This window comes from Legionella stuttgartensis, assembly GCF_977063405.2.
The window spans coordinates 298243-322621 of record NZ_CDRUHA020000011.1 but is presented as its reverse complement, the minus strand read 5'-3'; the positions used below and the strand labels follow the sequence as shown (position 1 = coordinate 322621).

Below are 24379 nucleotides of genomic sequence, written 5' to 3'. Positions count from 1 at the left end.
GATAAAGATATGAATTTCGAAGAATATAGTGTTCAACAAACACTTGGAAAAGATGTAAATCTCAAAATAACTCAGCAAGAATTTGAAGTAAAAGGAGTCTGTAAAAGCTCTTTATTTACGAGTTCGAGTCTTTATAAACATAAAAGGAAGCAACCCTCATGAATGAAAATAACGATTCAGTACAATTACGTTCAAACGAAGAATTAACTAATTTCAGAAAAAAACATTTTTTACCTACCGCAGGATTTTACCACAAAGAACCAATCCAACTCGTCAAAGCCCAAGACACTTATGTATGGGACTCAGAAGGAAAACGTTATCTTGATGCCATAGGCGGAATTGTTTGCATCTCAGCCGGACATAACCATCCTAAAATCAAAAAAGCACTGATTGAAGCTCTTGAAAATGATGTCCCTCAGCACACAAGTCTTCTTTATTTAAATCAAGCACCCATTGAAGCTGCCGAACGCTTGTTGGAAGAGGCCCCATATGGTATGGATAGAGTATCCTTTACGAATTCCGGTTCAGAAGCCAATGAATTGGCAATCATGGCAGCACGCCATGCGACAGGAGAAACTATGGTCGTGAATGTACGTCATTCTTACCATGGCGGAACCTCTGCTGCCCTTGCCTCATGTGGCCATTCAATATGGCGATTCAAGGCACAACCCGTCACCGGCGTAACTTCTGCGCTTGAACCCTACTGTTATCGCTGTCCGTTTAATCAAAAACCCGATAGTTGCGATCTATCATGTGCAAAAAATGTTGAAACAACCATTCAGAATTCAACCCATGGAAAAATCGCAGCCTTTATTCTGGAACCAGTGATGGGTGTAGGTGGCTTTATTACTCCTCCCGATGAATATTTTAGTGAAGTGGCCCGTATTGTTCATAATTACGGTGGCAAATACATCAGTGATGAAGTACAAACTGGGGCTGGTCGTGGGGGAGGTGATCTCTTACTCACAAAAACCTTAGATATCGATGCTGATATGGTGACCATGGCTAAAGGCTTAGGTAATGGTGCTCCAGTCGGCGCTGTGCTTATGAAAAGTGAAGTTGCGGAAACAATGACTGGCAAAACATATTTTAATACGTTTGCAGGCGACCCACTACAAATGATCCAATCTAAGCTGACATTGGAAATTATTAAAGAAGAACAACTCGTTGAAAATGCACGTGCCATGGGAGACTTGTTAAAAGATGGTTTCTGCCAGCTACAAAAGAAATATCCTCTCATCGGCGATGTTCGAGGCCGCGGTTTACTTTTGGGAATTGAATTAGTCAAAGATCCCCAAACAAAAGTACCCGCTTCTGATGAAGCATTTCAATTAATGGATCTTTGCAAGGACAAAGGGCTCTTAGTTGGAAAAGGAGGACAGTTTGGTAATGTCTTCCGAATAGCGCCACCTTTAACAATTAATCGAGAGCAGGTCAATTTCATCCTTGAAACACTCGATCAGGCGTTATCAGAACTGTCACACGCTTATATTTCATAACAACCAACCCTAAGGTTGGGTCATTGACCCAACCTTAGTGAATTTTCGAAAGAGTTTAGATGTTTAGTAAAATTGGAAAAAAACTAAGACTCAACATGTACTTCGCGTACTAGAGCTAACCATGCTTTTGCGGCATCAGAAAGATAAGCATCGCGTCTCCAGGTCATTGCCATATTCCATTGAAACTCATCTCCTTCCAATAACGGAAAGGAAATTTGAGGGTTTGACTTTTCACGAGCAATCATTCTTGGCAAAAACGCAACTCCAAGACCTGCAGCAACAAGCTCCAACATAAAATCAATCTGACTGCTTTGGGAAACTACTTTGGGTTCAAAACCCGCCCTATGGCTCGCATCAAGTATAATTCGATATAAGGCAAAACCACTACCAAATAAGATAAATGGCGTATCTTTAAGCTCGGATAAAGAAATTGAATGCCGAGTTGCCAAAGGGTGACTCGCAGCTAGAAGAGCAACTAATGGCTCACTACGGATTAATTGGTTATCGAATTCATCAGAAGTAGTTAATAATGTTCCAGCAAAATCAATTTCCCCAGCCCGTAAACATTCGGCCAGCTTTACGCTTCCGTGTTCAATAAGTTCTACTTCAATACCAGGATAGCGTTGGTTATAACGAGCAAAAAGAGGAGCAAATAGAGTACTGCTTCCCACTGGGGCAATACCAAGTCGCAATCGTCCTTGCTTCAAACCACGAATTTCATCCAATTCTTTAAGAAGATCATCGCGATCGGCGAGAAGTTTAATCCCTCGACGATAAACAATCTCACCCGCAACCGTTGGTACACTACCCTTTTTAGTGCGCTCAATAAGAGGAATACCAAGTTCTTCCTCAAGCTGCTTTATCGCCTTACTCACGGTTGACTGCGTCGCAAAAAGAGTTTCTGCTGCTTTAGAAAAACCACCTTGTCGAACAACCTCAATAAATACCCGAAGTAATTTTAATTCCATGATTATTCCATTTTAGAATGATTATTAGTCTATAAATTCATTTTATTCATATTATGAAAAAGTGTACACTTTATTGAAATGGGAATAATCATAATGAATAAATATATAACATCAAAAATCCAGCACAATTCATTTCTCCAAGTTGGATTAGTATGTCTCTTCTGGTTGTCTAGCGAACTTATTGTTCACTTTTTAAAGCTTCCATTTTCCGGAGGAATTTTTGGTTTGGGAATGGTTTTACTACTTTTAGCAACAAAACGCTTAACCCTCAACCTCATAAAACATGGAGCTGAATTAATCCTTGCAGATATGCTGCTTTTTTTTATTCCTGCGGTACTGGCACTCCTTGAGCATCACGAGTTCATTGGTCTTTTGGGCCTTAAAATTCTCTTCGTTATTTTACTTAGTACCCTTTGTGTTATGTTAGTCACCGGGACTATTGTAGATTACTGTTATCATTGGAGGACTGACCGTGTTAAGTAACATTCGTTCTGGGCCAATAATACAAGCCGTCTTCTGGTCACTTATAACCATTAGTATGTATTTTATTTCCAAAAAATTATATAGACGTTGGCCATTTTGGTGGTTGATGCCACTGGTATTAGCTCCTATCATTATTGCCAGCCTTGTTCTTTTGCTCCATCAAAATTATCAGGATTATTTTCGCGGAACACAATGGTTAGTCCAATTGATTGGACCGATGACCGTTGCGTTCGCAATTCCCATTTATGAGAAACGTGCCCTCATTCGCCAACATTGGCTTGTATTATTAATTGGAGTATTTGTCGGAAGTTTGACTTCCGTATTATCGAGTTGGGAATTAGCGAAACTGGTAGGACTTGATAAAAACATACAATTAAGTCTGTTACCTCGCTCTATCAGTACACCCTTTGCTCTTGAAGCCTCACATAGAATTGGAGGTAACCCTGAATTAACCGCCATATTCGTGATCATTACAGGAATATCGGGAGCGATTATTGGTGATCTCATTCTCAAACGGTTTTCATTCCATTCAACCTTAGCTCGCGGGTCTCTTTTCGGTGCGGGAGCACACGCAGCAGGGGCAGCACAAGCCCATAAAATAGGGAACCCCGAAGGAGCGATTGCGGGCTTAGTTATGATTTTAATAGGTCTTATAAATGTAGTGCTTCTCCCTCTTGCTACCCATTTTCTGAACTAAGTATTGGATACAAAACTGTAGACTGTGAAAATTTTTTGACGCTTCACTCCCGAGGAGTAAAAATTTTCACAAAAAAGTCTAAGAAGCGTGTAAAAATAGATTCCATTAATACAAAAAAAGCTTTAAATTCTATCTTTCGTCTACTAATACTAAGAACTATTTCACCATGCGCTTAAGACTTCTATTTTTATTTCTCTTCTTTGCTAAAGCTGCAATTGCAAGTCCATGGTTCACAGGACCATTACTTGCACCCGCTGGAAAAACCATACCGAGGGGGCATCTAAATTTTGAACCCTATGCATTTTATAGCGGCTATCCACAAGGCTTTAGAAACTTTGAAGTGGTTCCAATTCTCAGCGTCGGAGTATTTAGTTTTGTAGATTTACAAACCTCTGTTCCTTATGATTTCAGTTGGGATAAAGGACAGCATGGAGATGGTGTTGGAGATTACAGCTTGGCTCTAGGATTTCAAGCTTTGCGACAAACAGAAGGTTCATGGCTGCCAGATCTCCGTATAGTTGTACAAGAGGTCTTCCCTACAGGACGCTTTGATAACTTAGATCCTAACAGATTGGGCACCGATCAAACAGGTTTAGGATCTTATCAAACTTATCTTGGCTTTAACTTTCAAAGATTGTTTCTGTTGAAAAATGACCATTATTTACGGACTCGTTTGAGCTTGGTCGGAGCGAAGTTTTCTGATGTCACAGTTCAAGGTGTGAATGTTTTTGGTGGTAGTCCTACGACCGAAGGTAGAGTAAAACTTGATAATAGTTATTCTGCTGACTTAGCGTTTGAGTATACGTTAACCCAAAGCTGGGTTCCTGTTTTTGAAGTGTTGTATGTACACAACCCCAGCAGTCATTTCGAAGGTAATCCAGGATTCACTCCTGGCGGTACTGTTGCAGGTATCGGCGGAAAAGCAAACGAACAAGTATCGCTTGCTCCTGCAATTGAATATAATTTTAACTCCAATCTCGGCCTTATTGGTGGTGTTTGGTTTTCTGTAACAGGACCCCATGCAGCTAAATTCGTAACTGGTGCACTAGCACTTAATTACTACTTATAAAACTCCCATCTTGATGCTTACGCTCTGACCGCTTCTTAAGCAGCCGGAGCGTTCAGTAAGCGAGTTTCGCCTTCTTCTTCCGATAATTTCTTAGCAAACCAATGATCTTTTAAATCCACTTCTCGATCCGTTTTTACCTCATTAAGAAACCTACTGAAAAAGAAAGGATTACCTGCAGCTAAGCGCCCTAACCCTATAAAAACACCTAAGCCAAAAAGAGTGAAACTCAAAATCATAGCTATATCGGCAATTAGACGGGGAGCGTCATGACGAGGTTTAAACTCAGTGTGAGCAGCAATCATTATGTCATCAGCTTGTTTTTTAATGGGAAGCTCTGACAATCGAATATCCAACGCTTTTTTATAAAATCGATCAATTGATTGATCGTATTCGTTTTCATATTCTTTCTCTTTACTTAGGGCAATTTTTTGATCGCGGAACTCTTTTAGGGTTAATAGATCTTGAAGCAAAACTGAGGTGATTTTTTTATATTTCCCTTGCCTTAGAATTGCTATCTTAAAAATTTTATCCTGCAACACGGCGTTCATTAATTGACTTTGAAGAGGCTCTTTAATGCCATCAAGTATTGGTCCGAGTTGTTTTAGAAGTAAATCTAGAGACTTGTTTGAAGATTCAAGTGAAATAACTTTGGCCTCAAGAAGCTTTTCATAAATAATTTTGATCATCGTTAATTGCTTATGAATTTTTTTGGCGCATTCAGCAGTTACTGCAGGATTTAATTGTTCAAAATTCATTATGATGCTAGAAAATAATGGATTATCAAATATAAGTTTTTTTTCCTTTACAGAAGTTGCTCTTCTTAGCTTAGAATATAATCGATACAAACTATCCTCTGTTTGTTTTATTTTATGTTCAACTTGAAACGGTTCTGCTGGTAACTCTCCAATTAATTGATTTAAGAAAGCAAAATTTCTTCCTCTCTCAGTAATCGTTTGCGCTGAATTGATTCTTTCAAGATACGTCTTAAAAGCAAGTGCTGTGCACTCGCTTAATTGAGCAGCATAATATTCTTGCTCTTTTTCTGGAAGCATCTGATATTTTTGTTTCAATAATTTAAGCGCTGCATTTTTATCTTCCTCTTTTGAAAAATTGTGCAGGAGCTCTAGGAATTCTCGTAGGTTTGCGAGCTCTACCTGAGCATTTTCAACGGCTTTGCTCGCTTCAAAAATAAAGGAAAATTCTTGGGATAATTTTTGCAATTCTGTAAAAAATTTCTCTTTGGAGATTAGATCGGCATGTTCTTTAAACTGACGAACTTGCTCTCCAAAATAGTGGATTGTGCGTAATTTAATAATTTTCTGTTCAACATTATCTTTACGCTTTTTGAAATCAGCCTCTTCAGTTTGAAGTGCTTTATCCATACGTTGCCACAATTCTTGATTATTCGTGACACGTTGTACCAAAACACTCGGCATTTCTGCATGTAACTCTTCCAAACATAGAGTAACAAGTTGCACACCATTCATTTGGTGTAGTGCTTCATCACTGATGAAATAGAAAAAAGGACTTTCAAAAACTTCGTCAGAAGGTTTTTCTATAGCACCGAGATGCTTTTTTGCTATCAATTCATTTGCTTCTTTAAATCGCTCTACGGCTTCTTGAAACATATCTACTGTATCCCTCATATCATCCCATGAGGCTTTATTCGTCTGTTGTTTTTTTAAAGTTCGGAGCATGGCAATCACATCAGAGCCTGCAGTAAGAAGTCTACTGACCTTGCTCCAATAAGAAGAAGGATGAGATGTTTCATATAGCTGGGCAGGATCTTCGTAAGGTTTAAAACGCAAAGAACCAAGATCTTTAAGATCAAGAGTAAATAAACGTCTTAAGATAGTACTTTCACGATACTGAGGTACAAAAGCATGTCCAAGACTAAGCTCTGCATTTTTATTCCAGTAGTCAACGAAAATATTTGCTGTCTGCGAAGAAGCATGCTCCCAAAGATTAAGTGTTTCTGCGTTTTGTGCTAAAAAATCCACATATTGATTAAATTGCTTAGCCAGATTATTTAAATCTAATCTCGTATAATCAATAAGATTGATTTGAGCATGGGGTAAGAGATTTTGTTGTATTCCTGATATCAGTTGAGGAAAGGAAATTTCTTCTTCAGGAGTTAAAGTAATTGGTTGAATCAATACCTTAGCTTTATCTATGATCTTTCTCAGTTTATCAATTGAATCCATGCTGATAGAAACTGGTTCATCGCACAACACCCAGCTCGTACTCAAATCGGACATCGCTTCAAGAGAAGATGGAAATGGATTTTCCAGAGTCTTAATTTGCTTTTCAATCTGTTGAAGAAAGAATTGCAGTGCTTCTTGCTCTTGGGTAATCGGCTGTTTTTGAAAATGTTTCTGAATAATCAATAACTTTTCCAAGACAACTTTACTTTCTTCCTGTAAATCATCGTATTGATTTTTTAGTAAAAGTTCCTGATGAGTTTGATTCAGTTTCGGATCAATCTTAAGCTGTAACTCAAACAACTTCTGGATACGATCTATTGCCTTCTGATAAGGAAGTGGAATATTTTTTAATTGAATAATTTCTGAAATCTGATGTTTCAACGTTTCATAACTTTCAATATGACCTTGTTGTAAATTTTTAATCGTCACTAATAAATTAGCTTGTAAATTGGAGAGGATGAGTTGACTCTCAAGATCCAATTGACACTCAATAATGAACACTTGATAAATACGTTTCAAATAACTATCAAAATCAAGCGCAATGTAACTTAAGGAACTATTTTCAATAGCTACAGCACTTTCGGGTTTGGTGAGCAGGAATGCTAGTAAATTTTCTTTATGATCTTCGTCAGCCAGTAATCTGAGTTTATCTAAAGTTTTTTTGATCTCCGGCCAATTCTTATCGGTAATTGTGACTTGCATTGCCCCATATTTATCCGGTGGAAAAACTTTTTTTTCATACATTAGCTTTGATTGATATATGGGGTCACTAAAATATAAGGAGCCGGCAGCGGTATAAGTGTCAGAGGCCCCCTTTAATGAATGGCCTTGACCGAATTGATCATGATCTTGCTGGACATTATCAGGATACTTCTTTGTCCCCATTAAAAATTCTAATGCTGAAGCGGCTGGTGCTGTTTGCTCAAGACCAAGCATAAGTAAGCAATCACTGTCATTGCGGTGAAAATAAAAATGACCACTGTAACCATTGGCTGATATTTTTTTTCCGTAAAAATTATCTTGCCCCTCACCGCCCATAGCGATATTAATACCAAAATCTTGGGGGGTTTTGATAAGTCCAGGTAATTGCCCCATTAAACCCAGCAAAAATCCCTTCCCTTCGACAACTTTGTCGTCCTTACCGCGACGCACATTATGCGTTGCTGAGCGCGAAAAAACATTTTTTCCATCAGGAGGAAAATAATTTAATAACTCCTCTCTATTTGCTAAAGTTAACCCTTTATAGTCAAGAGTAATACGACTGGCATGAGATAAATAATCAGCGATGGTTAATTGATCCGAGGGGGCTTGTAGTTCTGAGGATTTGGATAAATAAGGGCGTACCTTGAAATCACCAGAAGCTAAACAAGACAGCAATAACTGGGTCATATTAACGGCAATATCATTCTTTGGATTATAGATAAAGGTTTTAACCCATTGCTGAGCAACAGCAACCTGATCTTGCTCAATGGTACACGAAAGGATATCGAATTTTTTCTCAAACATTTTTTTAAACAATATTGAATTTGAGCCGAATAATAACAAAAAAAGCGTATGGATACAAAAAAAACCAATTGTATAATTGATGATCCAGTTAAACTTAAGTGTTCACTATGGAGTCTGGGGTACCGCAAAAAGAATTCGGTAGTTTTTTGCCGCTGATATTAAACACCCGGGTTCTGCTTTGGGGCACCCAGACTAGATTGTATTGCTAATGGTTAATATTTAAAAAATCATCATAAAAATCAATCAATAAAAAATTATCAGATAAATGGAAAGAACTCGAGAATTATTCTATTCTTAATAAACTTGAGTCATCGACTCAAGGAGATTACTTAAACAATTTATTATAAGGATAGTAATAATGAATGCATGGAATAGTGTAATTTTTGTAAAAAGTAACAAGTCAATGTCTGATATGAATGCAATGGCAAAATGGGATGGCGTAGAAAAAATGTGGTCTACATCAGGTGAATGGGATTGGTGCATCAAATTAGATCAAAAATCATCAACTCCTGAAAAAGCTGAGGAATTTGTTGCTCGTATGCGTGCAGGCCACTGGGTAACAGAAACCAAAACAAATTGGTGGAAAGAAATTGCTGCAAAATAGTAGTCTTAGCTCGGAGCAAGGGCTCCGAGCCTCGCACGAGATACTCTCATCTAATTTTCTCATAACTCAAACTTACTCGACTCCTCATTATATGCGCATATTTTAAACTCAGTGATATGCTATCATTACATAGAGTTCAAGGAGATAAAGACTGACGATGTAACGGTCCCCCTCTTCTCAATCAAGTTCAAACTTAGCAAGTAGGTACGAATATGTATGGATTTTTTGATTTTAAGAGATTGGGTATGTCATTAAAATTAACAGCACAAGATAGAATTTTTATTTATCTTTTTAACCAATCAAATCGTGAAAAACAGTTGGGGCTGATTAAAAATCAGAAGATTGAAACAATTGCGCGCATCGCCTCTCACATTCCTTCTATCGAAGTTTTTTGCAAAGATCCAGAATTAGATGAATACTGGGGGAAAATATGGAGTGCCTATGGGATAGCTTTAGCTGAACAAAATAATTTACCTTTGATGATGTTTTTTTCTCAACCCCAATTAAATCAATTTGATTTAGTACGGGGAGCCTATTTTTTTCACCTCTCGCAAGAACTAAGAAAAAATATAAAGAACAATTTTGGATTTTCTGAGCTTGAATCGCTCAAATTTGCAATTCGATATGGTTCTGTTCATGCAATTCAACGTTACAATGAATATATTTATCTAAAACTGCAACAGGCTAGCACGGAAGAATCTTATGCTCTTTATCAAGAACTAATCGCCAATAGTAAACTGATGCTTCCACATTATGGCAGTTATGGCTATATGGTTTTAGCAGAAGCAATATCTCATTACTGCTTTTGGTTGCTCAATAATTCTAAGACTGAAGAAGCAAAGTCCGAATATGCTCATGTTATAGAAGCACTGGATTATGCAGAGTTAATTTTAAAGAAGAGCGAGTACAGCATTCAAAATGCAAGTATAGGTAGGGGCCTTAAATGCAGTAATTCTATGGGATTTGAACTACCCCCACAAGCCAAGGATTTTTTTATTGCACATTATACAAATTCTATTGCAGCTAGCTCAGATCCGGGCTCGAACAGCTCAATTTCTGATCTAAAATAGCACAAATGGTCTATATTATAAATAATTACAAATGATTCTTATTTTAAATGAATAAGGGAGGTTCTGGTCATGTCCCCTAAAATTTATATCTCTTACGCAATTACTCCCAAAAAAGAGCTATTTATCTCAAGCTATCACGAAAAAGTCCAATCCATGGTTAATGGCTTCGCTTTAGTTAAAAATGATGGCTTAAAACCAGGAGACTTAAAAAAACTAGATAAAGAGCTTCCTGAGCAATATGATAATAACGATGTAAAAAATAAGCTCCTTGAATTATTAACAACCATTAAACAGAGTGGAGATTTTGATAAAGTAACTTATAGAGGCGATTTAAATCTATGTACTCACAAAAAGGAAGAGTTGGCGCCCTTTTTATTTGATGGCACGATAAATAAATTTTTCGCTGGAAAAGAGGTTAAGTTAATTTTGGAGTCAGCTAATGTTGAATATGTACAAGGTGCAATAGATTTTGCAAACACAATAGAACTAAGTAATGTAATTTTGCAAACGAAAACAGCAACTAAAGATGGGATATCTAAAACCTATCCACCACTAGATGCCAATAACAATCTGGTAGAAACATCTGTTCCGGTACCAGAGTCCGGTGCGCTAGCTAGATCATCTGTTAATATTAAAGATCCTCATGCTTTAAGTGATGCCCTAGGTAAAGTTGGGATTTTTAATGCTACAAATAGTGAGACCACTCCCACTGAAACCAATAATTCTCCAAGGCCTGGCTTTTCAACCGAAGTAGAATAAGTGATCAAGGGGAGGCACAACCAAGACCTCCCACCACCTTAAGTACTAATTACCTGATACCAGAATTCAATAAAGCCATAAATTCATAAGGACTTAGTTGGTTTGAGAAATAAGTTCCTTGTCCATATTTACAACCATATTGTTTCAATTGTTCTCTAATTTCCTTATTTTCTACTCCATCAGCCAAAACCTCTAGCTCTAAGGTTTGTGCCAACTTAATAATGGCTTCAACAATTTTAGATTTCTTCTGATCTTTAATCATGTTTAAAATAAGGGACTTATCGATTTTTATTTCATTGATTGGGAAATTGACTAAATAAAGAATCGAAGCATAACCACTACAAAAATCATGTATTGAGAGCTTCACACCCAAACTACTTAATTGATTTAACACTTCAATTGATTGTTCCTGATCCGATAAACAAGCGCGCTCATTAAACTCTAAGGTGAGATACTCAGGAGCAATTTTATTTTCTTTAAGTAATTTCTCTACAAACTTTGGTAATTTTTTATCAATCGCATCCTGAACGGAAAGGTTAACGGATGCAAAAATTTTATGTCCAGCCTGATGCCAAAGCGCTAATTGTTTCGTAACATTTATTAACATGAACGAGGTTAATTGTTGGGTTAGAGTCGATCGCTCAATAAGTGGCATAAATTTTTCCAGACTGATTAAGCCATATTGTTCATGCACAAATCGAACCATAACCTCAGCCCCAATGATTCTCCCTGTTTTCAGTTCCACAGAAGGTTGATAATAGATTTTCATCTCCTGATTTTCTATGGATTTCTTTAAGGCATTCATTACAATTCGGTTGGTAGTAAAGTCCTCTTCCATATTTGCATTATAAATAGCAAAAAGCTTTTCTTTCTTTCTTGCATGAAAAACTGCTGTTCGTGCATGACTGATTAACGAAACATCATCTTCTCCATCACGAGGATAAATGGCAGCTCCGGCAGTGGTACCAATATTTACATGAATACCATCTACTATAAAATCAAGAGTCGTGGTTTCAACAATGGTTTCCAACAGGTGATTATAATTAACATGTTTATTTAGTCTGGGTAATAATAAAGCAAATTCATCGCTTTCTACCCGAGCAATAATATTTATCCCCATAGTAGCCTTGAGCATAAAAGGATTAATTAACATATCTTTTAATTTTTTAACAAACTGAATTAAAACACTGTTGGCATTAAAATTACCGAAATTATCGTGAATCACCTTAAAGTCGTTTAATTTTAATATAATGACCGCCAATTCATTTAATTCTTCCATTTTACTAATAGCTTGTTTAATTTGCTCACTAAACAGAAAGGCATTAGGTAACTGTGTAAAATAATCATGTTCGCTTTTATATTTTAGTTTTGATTCAAGATCGCTACTTTTATATAGAAGAGCTTCAGTTTTATCAGCAACAAGTGATTCTGTGGTATTCACCAATCCATGGAAAAATGATTGTCCCCAATAAGCAAAGAGGAAAGGAGTTAAATCGAGAATCCAAATGGCAGGGTTTGTTGTTTGCGCCCTAACAAAACCATTCAGATTGACAAATCCGGTTATTTGATAAGACACAACCAGGGAAGCGATTAAAATACTGCAAAACGAAATGCTTAATCCTATATAAGCATACTTGCTCACGTATTCTTTTAAAATAATTGAACTTCTTGCGAGCTTGTAATTTATGTCCATATAAGTGAAGGTAAAGTGTATCCATAAGTTAATTTTAGTACTTTAATTTATAATTATATGAAATGAATCTACAGTGTATGTAATTCCTTATTAAATCAATAATCGAGCCCTAGAACTACCCTAATGTATATACTTCTAATCACTTAGTCGGTTTGGGCTTTACTAAAAAATAGGTTGGCATATCCCCTATTCCCTTAACTAAAATGGTTCCTCTTTTTTCAAACTCAAAGAGATCTTTAAGCAGTTGATAAGTTTCTTCACTTACATGAATTCGATCGGCCTCACCATGAGACTCCATGCGGCTGGCTATATTGATGGCTTTTCCCCACAAATCATATGCAAATTTTTTCTTTCCAATAACCCCACCTACTACAGCGCCAGTATGAATTCCTATGCGAAGATGAATGGGAAAAAGAGAGTCTTCATTTACCGTCTTAATCTTTTCCAGGACACTGCATGCAAAATTAGCTACGCTTTCAGCATGAAATCGGTTATTGATTGGTGCCCCTGCTACCGCCATATAACAATCGCCTATCGTTTTAATTTTTTCAAGACCGAATTGATCCGTAAGCTCATCCATAGCTGAAAATATGAAATTTAACATCTCGATTAACTCACTGGGAGTCAGCTTGTCAGCTAATTTCGAAAAATTGACAATATCAATAAATACGGCTGTGACCGAGGAAAATCGCTCAACTATTGTTTGTTCGCCCTGTTTTAAGCGCTCTGCAATAGCACCTGGTACAATACTCAACAATAGATCATCTGATTTTTTCTTTGCTTCTTTTAATTGGGCAAGATAAAGTTTTTCTTTATCCCTTAGCATTTTTTTCTCTATGGACGATTCTATTCGTGCTTTAAAAATAACCGGATTAAATGGTTTAAGCAGATAATCATCAGCTCCCATTTCGAGGCAACGTACAACTGCATCAATTTCTTTAAGAGGAGAAATGACAATCACAGGTAGGTAGTAATAAAGATTGTGTCCTCTAATTCTTTTTAAAATTTCAAAGCCACTTATCCCTGATGTAATTATGGATAAAAGAATTAAATCGAAATTGCCAATATCGATTTCGTCAAGTACTTTGGAAGCATCCCCGCAAGGTGTGGCATCAAACCCATAATGCTTGAGACGGCGTATTAATAAGTCTCGTGCCATTTCATTATCTTCAACCACCAGAATAGAGCCTCTGTATGCTTTAGGTTGATATATAATTTTCTTTTCGAGGGGGGGAATAGAGATAATCACATCATGAATTATTATGTTCGACTTCTTAAACTGCGCTAATAAATCAGAACCCTTCCATTGTACTTCAGCTAGTTTATTGATTTCGTCAATGTACTCAATAAAGAATTTTGCTGCCAGAAGAATTTTTTCGATATCATGAACAAACTGTTCTTGCTCTCTTGAGAACTCTTCATCTAAAAGTAACTCACAATAGCCAATCACCGAATTGAGCGGTGTAAGTAAATTAAATTGCAAATCACTGCTAAATGTTTTCAAATTAAATGCTTTAGTTTTTCTCGCAATCGTCCCAAAGCTTAATACTTCATCGACACGGCTTTGCAAAAGTTTTCCTGATTGTAAAATCTTTTTAAGATCATCCTCATGCATGTCAAGTTGATAGAATGCAAGTTCATCGAGTAAAATCTCAGCATAGCCAATAATAACATCCAGAGGTGTAGAGAACTCACTCCGAAGACTGGCAAATAAAGCTTCTCGTTCACGTGTCCGTGTTAAGTCACGATCTTGCTTTGTTTTTTTATTGAGACTCATTCTATTCCTAATCGAGTTAATCCTTTTTTACTCTGCAGGTTTTTCTACTAAGCGCTCAATTTTCTCAAGTAAACGCGGAAGCTCTATAGGCTTTACTTCGTACTCGTCACACCCTGCAGCGACCGCTTTTTCCCGATCCCCCACCATCGCATGGGCCGTTAAAGCAATAATAGGGATAACTTGGGTTTTGGGATCTGACTTGAGTTGTCGCGTCGCCTCATAACCGTCTAAAACAGGTAGACTTAAGTCCATTAAAATAAGGTCAGGATGTTCAGTTCGGGCCATGATGACTCCTTTTTCTCCATCGATTGCGCTGAGCACCTCATATCCCTTACGTTGCAAACGTCTTGATAGCATATCAAGATTCAATTCATTATCTTCCACAATCAAGATCTTTAGCGCCATAGCACTATCTCCTACCGTTTTTTAATTATTTGCCCAATCTGCTCTGTAATCGTTGCAATAAGTTGCTCGCGATTATAAGAATTTTTTTGTAAAACAACTTTACTCGAATTCATTAGAAAATCGCGTTCTTCCTGAGTTAATTCTTTTGCAGTGACGATAATTACTGGAATTTGAGCCCATTTTTCATTTTTTTGTAATTCGCGAATCACAGCAAAACCATCCATCTCGGGCATGAGTAAATCCAAGAGGATAAGAGAAGGGGTTTGTTCAGCCAAAAGAGCTAAAGCATCACGACCATTTTTAGCCTCCAGCACATTCCCATTCGATTTTTTGATGGATCGTCGCATGATTTGCCGCGCATCCGCTTCATCATCCACAATTAATACGGATTTGAGTGCATCCTGAGGCAGGATGTGCTCAATTTTATCCATAAGTGCTCTTGGCTCAATCGGTTTATTAAGATAGTCAACTGCACCTAAAGCAAAACCCAGGTCTTTTTCTAGCAACATAGAAACTAAAATCACGGGAATATCGACAAGATTGGCATCAGATTTTAATGCCGATAAAGTAGCCCATCCATCCATCATGGGCATAATAACATCAAGAGTAATTAAGTCAGGATGATATTTTCTTGCCAAAGAAAGACATTCTTCACCATGGAACGCATGCAATACACGAATTCCAGATTGATTCAGACTTTTTTCCAATATTTTATGTATTTCAGGATCATCATCGACCACTAACACCGTTTTAACTGCAGCCTCATCCTTGACCGTCAGTTTTGATAATTTTTCCGTGGGCATTTTCTCAACGCCCACGGTACTAATCGTTGGTAACATAATAGTAAAGGTCGAGCCTTTACCATATTCACTCTCAATAGTGACATCACCCCCTAAGATTTTAGAGAAGCTTTTGGTCAGATAAAGACCTAATCCAGTACCACCAAATCGACGGGATGTGGATGACTCTGCTTGAGAAAACGCTTTGAATAATGTTCCTAATTGCTCACGGGTCAAGCCAATTCCCGTGTCACTGACCGCAAATTGGATGTACGATTTACCATTACTCATTATCTGCTTCACGGATAAAACGATTGTGCCCTCTTTAGTAAATTTAGCTGCATTGCTTATTAAATTTAATAGACATTGCCTGACTTTGACGAGATCGGTGTGCATGATATTCACTTGAGGATCAAGCTCATATTTAAATGAATTCATATTCTTATTCACCAAGGGAACAATAATAGCCTCCAGCTCCTTTATCATATTGGGAACGTTGACATCTTCCAGAAAAATGTCCATCTTGCCCGCTTCCATCTTCGATAAATCCAATATATCGTTGATAAGGGACAACAGATGTTTTGCTGAGGACTCTATTTTCTTGAGGTCGTCCAAATAACTTTCATGTCCCTCATCTTCCATCTCTTCTTCTAATAATTCGCAGTACCCTATGATGGCATTAAGCGGGGTACGTAATTCGTGACTGGTATTAGCAATAAATTCAGATTTTGCTTTATTGGCTACTTCCGAATCTTTTTTCGCTTCGTTTAATTGAACCACCAGCTTTTCCAGGTTTTGATTTACATTCTTCAGCTCCATGGTTCTTGACTCGACCAATTCGTGTAAATGCTCTTGCGTGTATTGTAGGCTTTCAGACATTGCATTGAACGTTGTCACGACCTTGTTCAGATCCTCGTAGGGAGTCATGTGTAAACGATGTTGTAAGCTATTATTTTTAGTTATTCTTTGCATTGCCGCAGTCAATGTGTTCAATGCCTTAGAAATAGCATGGATTAAAATGGACGCCACAATAATCGTTAAAAACAAAATTCCAATGGGTAAACTGATCATAATCATACGATTGGTGGAAATAAGCTTTTGAAACCTCAATAATGATTGCTCCTTTAAATTCTTTATTATGGCATCCAAGTTGTCAAATTGCTTCGAGAGACCTACTAGATTTTTTTGTACTTCGCTGTGATTTATTTGTAATTGCACATGGAAATTATTGAGTTCTTTCCTTAGAGAAATAATACTTCCAGAACCTTTAGTTAATTGATTAGCAACCACATCAAATTGACGACTTAAATCTAATGCAGATTGATGGAGTTGTGGATTATCCTGTAATAAATTGATTAATTGCTGCAACTTAGAATGAATTAACGGTATCAGTGGTAACAATTGATTCTCTTCTAAATTATTCAATTCATCTGAATTCTCTTCTTCCGCAAGTTGCTCGATTAATCCTATCAGCAGCGCCAGTTCGGTATTAATTTTTTCATCTACGCGGAAGGCATCTGAAATATTATTAAAAATCAAATCTTCTAAAGTTTTATTAAGCTGGTCACTGTGTCCCAGTTTCCCCTCCTGAAGGTAACCACGAAGTTGGCGGATATTTTTTTTATATTGATACGTCAGAAGACCACTGATATTTTCTGACTGGTTGTGGATGGTTTTAACTTCTTGATCAACCATTTGTTTTTGTATAGTTAATTCCTTTTTTACTTTCAGGAAAGATTGAGTCAATATCAATAATCTATCATCGATTTTTAGAAATTCCTGATAGATGACCTTAAGATTTTTCAGGGCTTGCAAAACAGAAGCAGCTTGACTGGTCACCCTAGTTAACTTTTCTTGACCTTCAATAAAACGAATCTCTATAGGTAGACGAGGCTCTAAATTCAATAAATCACGCTCTTCACGTGCTGTTAAAATGTTTTGTTGTCTCACTAAAAATAGCGCGCGAGCATTACTCATTTTAAACCGGGCACTTTCGATTGAAAAAACGGTTAATAAAAGATTCTGATTTTGAATCAGTTGATGGTTGAGATATAGCGCCGCCGAGCTAAGAATCAGTGTGAAAATAAGGGTAAGAATAAAAAATAACAGAAACACATTGGCCAATGATAATTTTAGTTTCCGGTACATTAATGCTCCTTCCATTTATTCTGAACTGGATTTAATTCAGTCCATTCGAAAGAGGTAAATTTTCCATTTCTTAATATAGTAGGCCAAACCGTATGCAAGGCCTGGTGATTGTTTTTATCATAACTAATGGAAATACCGATTCCTATGTCCACATCATTCAAGTGTTCCATGACATCAACAATCCCTTCTCGTGTCAACTTATTCGCATTTGCAGCTCTTTGTAATGCCAACACAAATAACTTCGTCGCCAGATAACCTTCCAATGATATGTGGTCAGGAGCGGCATCCTTTGCATATTTTTTTAGACTTTCTCGATACTCTTTGACGGCGGGGAGATCCGAGGCATAATTCGGGACCACTTGGGTCACGATCACACGATTATTTCCAGCAGCTCCAAGTTCCTTTGCTAAAGTTTCACTTCCTACAAAAGAAACATTAAGAAACAAGGTATGTGGCAAGTCTTTCATCGCCAACTTAATGAATTGGGCAGCGGGCTGATAAGGAGCAACGATAATGATGGCTTTAGGAGTTTTTTTTGCATCCAGAATCTCTGATAACCCCTCTTCCACATTTAGTGTATTTCTGGTGAAGCGGCCATGGGCCAATTTGTTTGAATCTTTATAGCCGGCCTCTTTTAATGCGGTTATAGCCCCAAAATATCCAGAGTCCCCAAATAAATCATTTTGAGTGAAAAATGCAATCTCATCCGGTTTAATTCCTGCTTTCAGTAACCCTTTTACCATGGAAGCAGTTTCTTCTGCATAACTTGCCCGAAAATTAAAAACGTATCGATCAGGGGGAGTTTTACGGAGTACTTGCGCCCCAGCGTAACATCCATAGAGTAATGTCTTTAATTCTTTAGCGATAGGAACTGAAACCGCCGCTGTAGGTGATCCCACATTGCCTATAATAGCAAGTACCTGCTCGTGAGTAATTAATTTGCGCATGTTAGGCGCCGTAAGCGAAGGTTCATATGAATCGTTAAGTACGATCAATGTTAACTTTCGACCATTGATCCCTCCGGCAGCGTTTATTCTGTCAAAATATAATTTTTCACCAAGAGTGATGCCTTGTCCCAGGGTTTGTGCTGGTCCCTCTAAGGCCGTACTACTTCCAATCTTGATAGGTATTTGACTACTCGCTTGGATTTCTTGGGCAAATGAGGGCTGAACAAGATTAAGAAATATGAATATAATCCCGCCCACACTGCCGAATAAAAATGAAATCCGTCCTTTTTTCATTTACTTATCCATTAAAAAGCGAACTTTATAATAAAAAAATTATAGTTGATTAAATGAACCTCGGCATTATAAATAAGTATATTTTTAGGAAATAAATTAAAGTTTTTCGGATGAACTTCTCGCATAATCCAAGTGCTTTGCAGTATCTTGGATTACGGTTGCCATACTCTATCTTTATTCAAATTTCTACAGCTTGGGGCCAAACGCCACATTGAACCTGCCCAATATGTTTTTTCTGTAACAAAAGCATTACCAAGCGCGACTGACCAATACCGCCCCCAATTGTTTGCGGTAAAGAACCGGATATTAATTTCTGGTGCCAATCAAAATCCAATCGATGTTGGCACCCTGTTAATGCCAGTTGGTATTTTAAGATGGATTCATTAACGCGAATACCCATAGAAGAAATTTCAAAAACATCTGAAAGTATCGGATTCCAAACTAGAATATCTCCGTTTAGTCCAGTTAATCCTACTTCATTCACCGTACTCCAATCGTCATAATCCGGGGCTCGTAAATCATGGGGTTTTCCATCCGATAGTGCCCCACCAATTCCAATTAGAAACACTGCCCCATATTTTTTAGTAATAGCCCGTTCTCTTTCTTTTGGTGATAGATGCGGATACAAGGCGAGTAACTCTTCAGAATAAATAAAATGAATATATTCGGGGAGAAATGGTTTTAATCCATATAATCCACTAACCATTTTTTCCGTTTTCTTTATTGCTCCATAGAGCTCAATAACCGTTTTTTTCAAATAACTTAAACCGCGATTTTGATTATCAATGACACGCTCCCAATCCCATTGGTCTACAAAAACTGAATGGGTGGCACTTAACACTTCCTCGTCAGGTCTTAAAGCACTCATATGAGTATAAATACCCTCTTCTGCTTGAAATCCAAAGTCTGCCAATAATTTTCTTTTCCATTTCGCTAATGAATGAACAATCTCAAAAGAACGATCCGGTATGGCTTTCACCTTAACAGAGACTGCTTGTTCTGTGCCTGATAAATTATCTTGTACACCATCCCCGACACACGTTAATAATGGTCCTTGTACCTCAATCAGTCCTAATTTTTCTTCCAATTCACGAGAAAAAAAAGCCTTAACAAAGCTTATTTGTTTTTGTTTTTCGATAAATGCCTGTTTCATAATTCAACCTTCAAAATTAATAAAGTTAACATTATATTGCTTTTTTTGATTATATTTATTGTGTATTTAAAATAAATATAGATAAAGAAAAAAATATTCATTAAAATGGCAATATTTTTATAATTTATTTAAAAAACTACCATGAAAGACCTTGAAAATTATCAAATCGATGATCTGGACAAAAAAATACTTAATGCCTTAATAAAAAATGCGCGTACCGCTTATGCCGAATTAGCTAAAGCGTATGCTGTAAGCCCAGCTACGATTCATGTACGTGTAGAGAAAATGCGTCAGGCCGGAATTATTGAAGGGGTGCATGTGCATGTTAACCCTAAACGATTAGGTTATGATGTCTGTTGTTTCATTGGAATTACTCTTAATCATGCAAAAGATTACCAGGCAGTCTTAAAAAAACTGGAAGATTTAGAGGAAGTCATTGAAGCTTATTACACGATTGGCCATCATTTTAATATCTTCATTAAAGTAATGTGTCATTCAATAGACACGTTACAGCAGCTCTTAGTTAACAAAATTCAGCTTATTGAGGAAATACAATCAACTGAAACCTTGATCTCATTACAAAATCCCATCATGCGCTCAGTAACTCCTTAAGTGAGATATGATGGAGCTAATTATGTGGGGTAGTCATGCTTAGCGTGTCTTCTTTGGTTACCTCTTCTTTGGAAGAGGATGGTGAATCTTGGGGGATTAGAGGTATCTCTTTAACCGTGCCTATGTTACTCGTAGACAGAGGAGTCATATCTATAGGCTCATCATCCTCTTCCAGTGAGAGAGATTCCGTTTTACTCTGCTCAAGTGATTCAGATTTTGAATTACTTTTCTCAAGGGATTCAGAAAATTTACTCATAAAACTGGAAAAACCACCGACCACTGCATTAACGGATTTTTCTTTTAAATCTTTTCCTTCAAAACTTTGAAAGAATGACTTTATTCCCTCTAGTCCCGCGTTAACATAGGCTTTAGTCATAGTCCATAATTTTGATGGGAAACTTTGTTTTTCATCGTCAAGTATCCGATTCAAATTTTTGGTGACATTTAAAGTGTCTTTACCTAATTTCTCTAATACTTGTGGGGTAACTTTTGAAGGATTCTCTGCTTTTGAAGTATCCTTTTCTGCTTCGTTTGATTCTTTAGTGGTGTCATTTTGTGCAAGAACTGCCCGTTGCAAGAACGATAGCCCTGTGCTTTGCAAGGAGGTAGCTGCATTGCTCAATTGTAATACTTCTAAAGAACGAACTGTTTTAGAAAGATCTTCTTTAGAAGTGCTGGAGCTTAATTTTCCCTCCAGTTCTTTTAAATAGTCTTCCTCTGCCGCAATGACTTTTTTTCGCGCATTTTTCATCAAGTCTTTATCATCAGGGTCATTCAGTACCTTTTTATGTTCAGCTCTAATATCCTCTATAATTTTCTTGGCCCTATCTTGCTCATCTAAGGTGCTCATCGCAAGTGATTTAGTATATCCCTTCATGCCTTGGTCAAAACTACCTGCCCACATTTTTGCGGCCGTATCAAAAAAACCTTTGCCTTCTTCATAACCTTTTAAAGCTCCCTGACACATACCAATAGTCCCTTGAATGCAAGCCTTTGCAAAACCGATTGCTTTTTCTTTCAGCGACTTAGAATCATCGAAAGCAAAACCAGTAGCCAAGTTCCAAGCGATTTTCATCGAATTTTTAGCGTTACTAAGAACTGCACCAGGATCAATTTTTTCGTCTTTAGTCCGCTCATAAGTCATAATTACAGCGTTACTTAACAATTGTGCTTTGTTAGTATTACTATGCAAGGTTTCGAGCGACTTATGCGCTTGATCGACCTTAGTTACATCCTCTATATCTTCTTCTAACTGTTTGACTTGCAATTTAATCGCTTTTCTAAGCTCGTCCTTTGCCTGGCGATATTGAGGAGGCATTGACGAATGCTTCCAATCTTCAAGATTTTGTTTTATTTCTGAAATTAATCGTTGGGAATCCGATTTACTTTGTTTACTTTGCATAATCATTTTTCTAGCAATATTCCATACCCAAAAGTATAGCTTAAGAAGTCGATATATGCTGTTCCAAACAGCATCTTAAGCATCACTTAATAATCACTATGCTAATATAAAAAACAAACCACCTCTGGGGTAACAATAAAAATGAGAAACGCTCTAGCTGGTATATTGACCCTACTTTTATTACCCTTCACTGCACTTGCAAGCGTTGCAATAGTTGCATTGTTGCTTGCCATGCTCGCCCTTGTTTTTCCCGTCCTAGTTCTTGGCGGTACTTTCAAAGGCGCAGGGTATCTCTCAGAGAAATTTACGGAATGGTTATTCCCAAACCAAAATAAGGAATTAGATCCAGGAAATGGGCCTCTAATTAGCTCAATATCAACAACTCTCCTCTTCCTTTTATTACTCCCAGCACCCGTTGCTGTAGGAGCGGTTCTTGCAGCAGGGGTTATTTGCACTTTATTGATCCCCGCCTTAGCCGTGAGTAGCGCGTATCTTCTTGCAAAAGATGCAATAAGTCGTCTTTTTACGGCACTCGATATGAATAATGACGAAACGCCGATAAAACACAGCTACAGCAAATTACCAAAAAATTCAGATGAGGTTCTGGAAACTCTAGAGGATATCCCTTGTTTCGGTTCTTTATTTAAACAAATACCATCGTTTACCACCCCCAAAGAGGCACAGAACACGGTCGAGTCTCTGCCTGATTCATCTTCTCAGTATAATAGGTATTAATTCACTTAATTTTCTTTAATGGCATTTCTCATAATTACAATTTTTTTACCCTCATTTATAAAGAGTATTTTTGTAATTTCTACCCCAATGAAGAAAATTTGCGAAGAATAAAACATCCATATCAAGATAATAATTAAAGAGCCTGCAGCTCCAAATATAGAAAATTTATGAAATTGAATCAGATAATATTCAATGAGAATTTTACCGCAGCTAAATAATACCGAAGTGATTAATGCGCCTAACCACACATCACGCCATCGCAAAATCACATCAGGAAGAACTTTAAATGTCATAGCAAATAATAATGTAATTAGAACAAACGAGAGCAAATGGCTGATGATAAAATCCATTAAAATACTTGTACCTACAATATAATTTAAATACTTACCTAAAAGTGCTAAAAAAGTACTAAAAATTAATGAGACTAATAATAAAAAAGCCACACCTAAAACAATTACAAAAGGAAAAAAACGATTTTTTATCTTGGTAAACCATCCCCTGTTCGGATTAATTTTGACGCCCCATATCTCATTTAATCCCACTTGAATTTCCGTGAAAACGCCCGATGCACTAAACAAAAGAATAATGAAGCTTACTATTTTAGTAATAAAGGAGTTGGTGGGCTTGCTCGCATTTTGAATTATTTCTTGAATTTGTAACGCAGGTTCTCTTCCTATTAAACTGCTTGCTTGGGACAAAATTTGGCCACGAGACGCTTCCTCTCCAAATACCATACCAACAATGGAGATACAAATTAATAAAATTGGAGCAAGTGAAAACAGCATATAATATGCTAGGGCTGCAGCCTTACTTGAAACTCTATCGTCACTCCAATTATTAAATAGTTCTTTTAAAAAACTCCAAAAACTCATTAAAATCATTTTCGTCCTTATTTAGCTGAATTATTTAATATTATTTTGTTACAATCTGCAGCTGTGTTTTCCATTAAAAAATAGAACGACTTTTATAATCTTGGATAATGATTAATGAATCAATTTAAATTTATAAAAATAATTAATTATCAACTAAATACTTACGAATTGATAGCCGCATCAATCCAAAGAGACATATCGCTTTTAGAATCGAAGAACAACCAGGAACAAACAAGAGATGAAGCAAATACTCTCGAGTGTTCTAGAGAACGTTTAAATATCTTGATTGAATCGACTTTTCTACAAATTTATTCCCAATTAGAAGCAGCCTTGTATCATCAGTGCAGTGCTCATTTAATTAAGAAAAACGCAAGTATATCGCGATTTGAAATGGCCCTTAGAGAACTAGGATATCGTATTGATAGTGAGTACTGGAGCGCATTAATCGATATTTCTAAAGTTCGAAATTGCCTCGTACATGGAAATGGAAGATTAGATTCAGACCGATATGGAGTAGATACCAAAGAGACCATAAACTCTCTTAACTCAGATGCAAACGCCTCTCTAATTGAACTAATTAATTTGCAGAATCAGGAAGAAGGAGTTTCTCGAATTAAACTCAATGAACAATTTCTTCATTATTGTTTTATCAAAATTAAAGCTTTTATTGATTCGCAAAAATAAAGTTTTAGTTAGCATCAAT

Annotated in this window: 21 protein-coding genes; 11 read left to right on the top strand and 10 right to left on the bottom strand. The window is 37.0% G+C overall.

Features of this window, described 5'->3' with window-relative positions; all coding sequences use genetic code 11:
* The first annotated feature begins 9 nt into the window (after positions 1-9).
* Positions 10-162 (top strand): hypothetical protein, encoded by a 153-nt coding sequence (locus ACWTEW_RS03725; RefSeq protein ID WP_454780418.1) that lies wholly within the window; start codon positions 10-12, stop codon positions 160-162.
* A complete protein-coding gene (locus tag ACWTEW_RS03720) occupies positions 159-1499 on the top strand; it encodes an aspartate aminotransferase family protein (RefSeq protein ID WP_454780417.1) in 1341 nt (446 codons plus the stop codon). The genes ACWTEW_RS03725 and ACWTEW_RS03720 overlap by 4 nt, the downstream gene beginning before the upstream one ends.
* Positions 1500-1582: 83 nt before the next feature.
* On the opposite strand, the gene ACWTEW_RS03715 is transcribed toward ACWTEW_RS03720, so the two are convergent.
* Positions 1583-2467, bottom strand: a complete 885-nt coding sequence (locus ACWTEW_RS03715) for a LysR family transcriptional regulator (protein ID WP_454780416.1) — start codon at positions 2465-2467, stop codon at positions 1583-1585.
* A 93-nt stretch (positions 2468-2560) separates the two neighbouring features.
* Between ACWTEW_RS03715 and ACWTEW_RS03710 the strand changes: the two genes are divergently transcribed.
* From ACWTEW_RS03710 to ACWTEW_RS03700, 3 genes are all read left to right on the top strand, one after another.
* Positions 2561-2950 carry a CidA/LrgA family protein gene (locus ACWTEW_RS03710; RefSeq protein WP_454780415.1) on the top strand — a complete coding sequence of 130 codons (390 nt, stop codon included), beginning with the start codon at positions 2561-2563 and terminating at the stop codon, positions 2948-2950.
* On the top strand, positions 2940-3647 hold the full coding sequence (locus ACWTEW_RS03705; RefSeq protein WP_454780414.1) for an LrgB family protein: 708 nt from the start codon (positions 2940-2942) through the stop codon (positions 3645-3647). Before ACWTEW_RS03710 ends, ACWTEW_RS03705 begins: the two co-directional genes overlap by 11 nt.
* A gap of 166 nt (positions 3648-3813) precedes the next feature.
* Complete coding sequence (locus ACWTEW_RS03700; protein ID WP_454780413.1) at positions 3814-4716, top strand: hypothetical protein; 903 nt, start codon at positions 3814-3816, stop codon at positions 4714-4716.
* A 35-nt stretch (positions 4717-4751) separates the two neighbouring features.
* Here the strand turns inward: ACWTEW_RS03700 and ACWTEW_RS03695 are convergent, their stop codons facing one another.
* Positions 4752-8426: a LepB GTPase-activating domain-containing protein gene (locus ACWTEW_RS03695; RefSeq protein WP_454780412.1), complete on the bottom strand. Its 3675-nt coding sequence runs from the start codon at positions 8424-8426 to the stop codon at positions 4752-4754.
* A gap of 358 nt (positions 8427-8784) precedes the next feature.
* Between ACWTEW_RS03695 and ACWTEW_RS03690 the strand changes: the two genes are divergently transcribed.
* From ACWTEW_RS03690 to ACWTEW_RS03680, 3 genes are all read left to right on the top strand, one after another.
* Positions 8785-9030: a hypothetical protein gene (locus ACWTEW_RS03690; RefSeq protein ID WP_454780411.1), complete on the top strand. Its 246-nt coding sequence runs from the start codon at positions 8785-8787 to the stop codon at positions 9028-9030.
* A gap of 245 nt (positions 9031-9275) precedes the next feature.
* Positions 9276-10100 carry a DUF5630 domain-containing protein gene (locus ACWTEW_RS03685; protein ID WP_454780410.1) on the top strand — a complete coding sequence of 275 codons (825 nt, stop codon included), beginning with the start codon at positions 9276-9278 and terminating at the stop codon, positions 10098-10100.
* Between the two features lie 69 nt (positions 10101-10169).
* The gene (locus ACWTEW_RS03680; RefSeq protein ID WP_454780409.1) at positions 10170-10859 is read left to right on the top strand and encodes a hypothetical protein; all 690 of its coding nucleotides are present in this window, start codon (positions 10170-10172) and stop codon (positions 10857-10859) included.
* Positions 10860-10908: 49 nt separating this feature from the next.
* On the opposite strand, the gene ACWTEW_RS03675 is transcribed toward ACWTEW_RS03680, so the two are convergent.
* The 6 genes from ACWTEW_RS03675 to asnA all read right to left on the bottom strand — a co-directional run bounded on the left by ACWTEW_RS03675 (position 10909) and on the right by asnA (position 20055).
* Entirely contained in the window at positions 10909-12552 is a 1644-nt protein-coding gene (locus ACWTEW_RS03675) for a putative bifunctional diguanylate cyclase/phosphodiesterase (RefSeq protein ID WP_454780408.1), read from the bottom strand.
* 139 nt (positions 12553-12691) lie between these two features.
* Positions 12692-14329, bottom strand: a complete 1638-nt coding sequence (locus tag ACWTEW_RS03670; RefSeq protein WP_454780407.1) for an adenylate/guanylate cyclase domain-containing protein — start codon at positions 14327-14329, stop codon at positions 12692-12694.
* 27 nt (positions 14330-14356) lie between these two features.
* Positions 14357-14734 (bottom strand): response regulator, encoded by a 378-nt coding sequence (locus ACWTEW_RS03665; protein ID WP_454780406.1) that lies wholly within the window; start codon positions 14732-14734, stop codon positions 14357-14359.
* An 11-nt stretch (positions 14735-14745) separates the two neighbouring features.
* Positions 14746-17661, bottom strand: a complete 2916-nt coding sequence (locus ACWTEW_RS03660; protein ID WP_454780405.1) for a response regulator — start codon at positions 17659-17661, stop codon at positions 14746-14748.
* Positions 17661-18902, bottom strand: coding sequence for an ABC transporter substrate-binding protein (locus ACWTEW_RS03655; RefSeq protein ID WP_454780404.1), 1242 nt, complete (start codon positions 18900-18902; stop codon positions 17661-17663). The genes ACWTEW_RS03660 and ACWTEW_RS03655 overlap by 1 nt, the downstream gene beginning before the upstream one ends.
* A 178-nt stretch (positions 18903-19080) precedes the next feature.
* A complete protein-coding gene (asnA, locus tag ACWTEW_RS03650) occupies positions 19081-20055 on the bottom strand; it encodes an aspartate--ammonia ligase (protein ID WP_454780403.1) in 975 nt (324 codons plus the stop codon).
* Between the two features lie 141 nt (positions 20056-20196).
* Here asnA and asnC point away from each other — a divergent pair, with 141 nt between their 5' ends.
* Positions 20197-20667 carry a transcriptional regulator AsnC gene (gene asnC / locus ACWTEW_RS03645; protein WP_454780402.1) on the top strand — a complete coding sequence of 157 codons (471 nt, stop codon included), beginning with the start codon at positions 20197-20199 and terminating at the stop codon, positions 20665-20667.
* A gap of 16 nt (positions 20668-20683) precedes the next feature.
* Here asnC and ACWTEW_RS03640 read toward each other — a convergent pair whose 3' ends face one another.
* Complete coding sequence (locus tag ACWTEW_RS03640) at positions 20684-22069, bottom strand: hypothetical protein (protein WP_454780401.1); 1386 nt, start codon at positions 22067-22069, stop codon at positions 20684-20686.
* A gap of 141 nt (positions 22070-22210) precedes the next feature.
* On the opposite strand from ACWTEW_RS03640, the gene ACWTEW_RS03635 reads away from it, so the two are divergent.
* On the top strand, positions 22211-22804 hold the full coding sequence (locus ACWTEW_RS03635) for a hypothetical protein (RefSeq protein WP_454780400.1): 594 nt from the start codon (positions 22211-22213) through the stop codon (positions 22802-22804).
* A 5-nt stretch (positions 22805-22809) separates the two neighbouring features.
* Here ACWTEW_RS03635 and ACWTEW_RS03630 read toward each other — a convergent pair whose 3' ends face one another.
* Entirely contained in the window at positions 22810-23685 is an 876-nt protein-coding gene (locus tag ACWTEW_RS03630) for a YihY/virulence factor BrkB family protein (RefSeq protein ID WP_454780399.1), read from the bottom strand.
* Positions 23686-23790: 105 nt separating this feature from the next.
* Here ACWTEW_RS03630 and ACWTEW_RS03625 point away from each other — a divergent pair, with 105 nt between their 5' ends.
* Positions 23791-24360 (top strand): hypothetical protein, encoded by a 570-nt coding sequence (locus ACWTEW_RS03625; RefSeq protein WP_454780398.1) that lies wholly within the window; start codon positions 23791-23793, stop codon positions 24358-24360.
* The last annotated feature ends 19 nt before the right edge of the window (positions 24361-24379 follow it).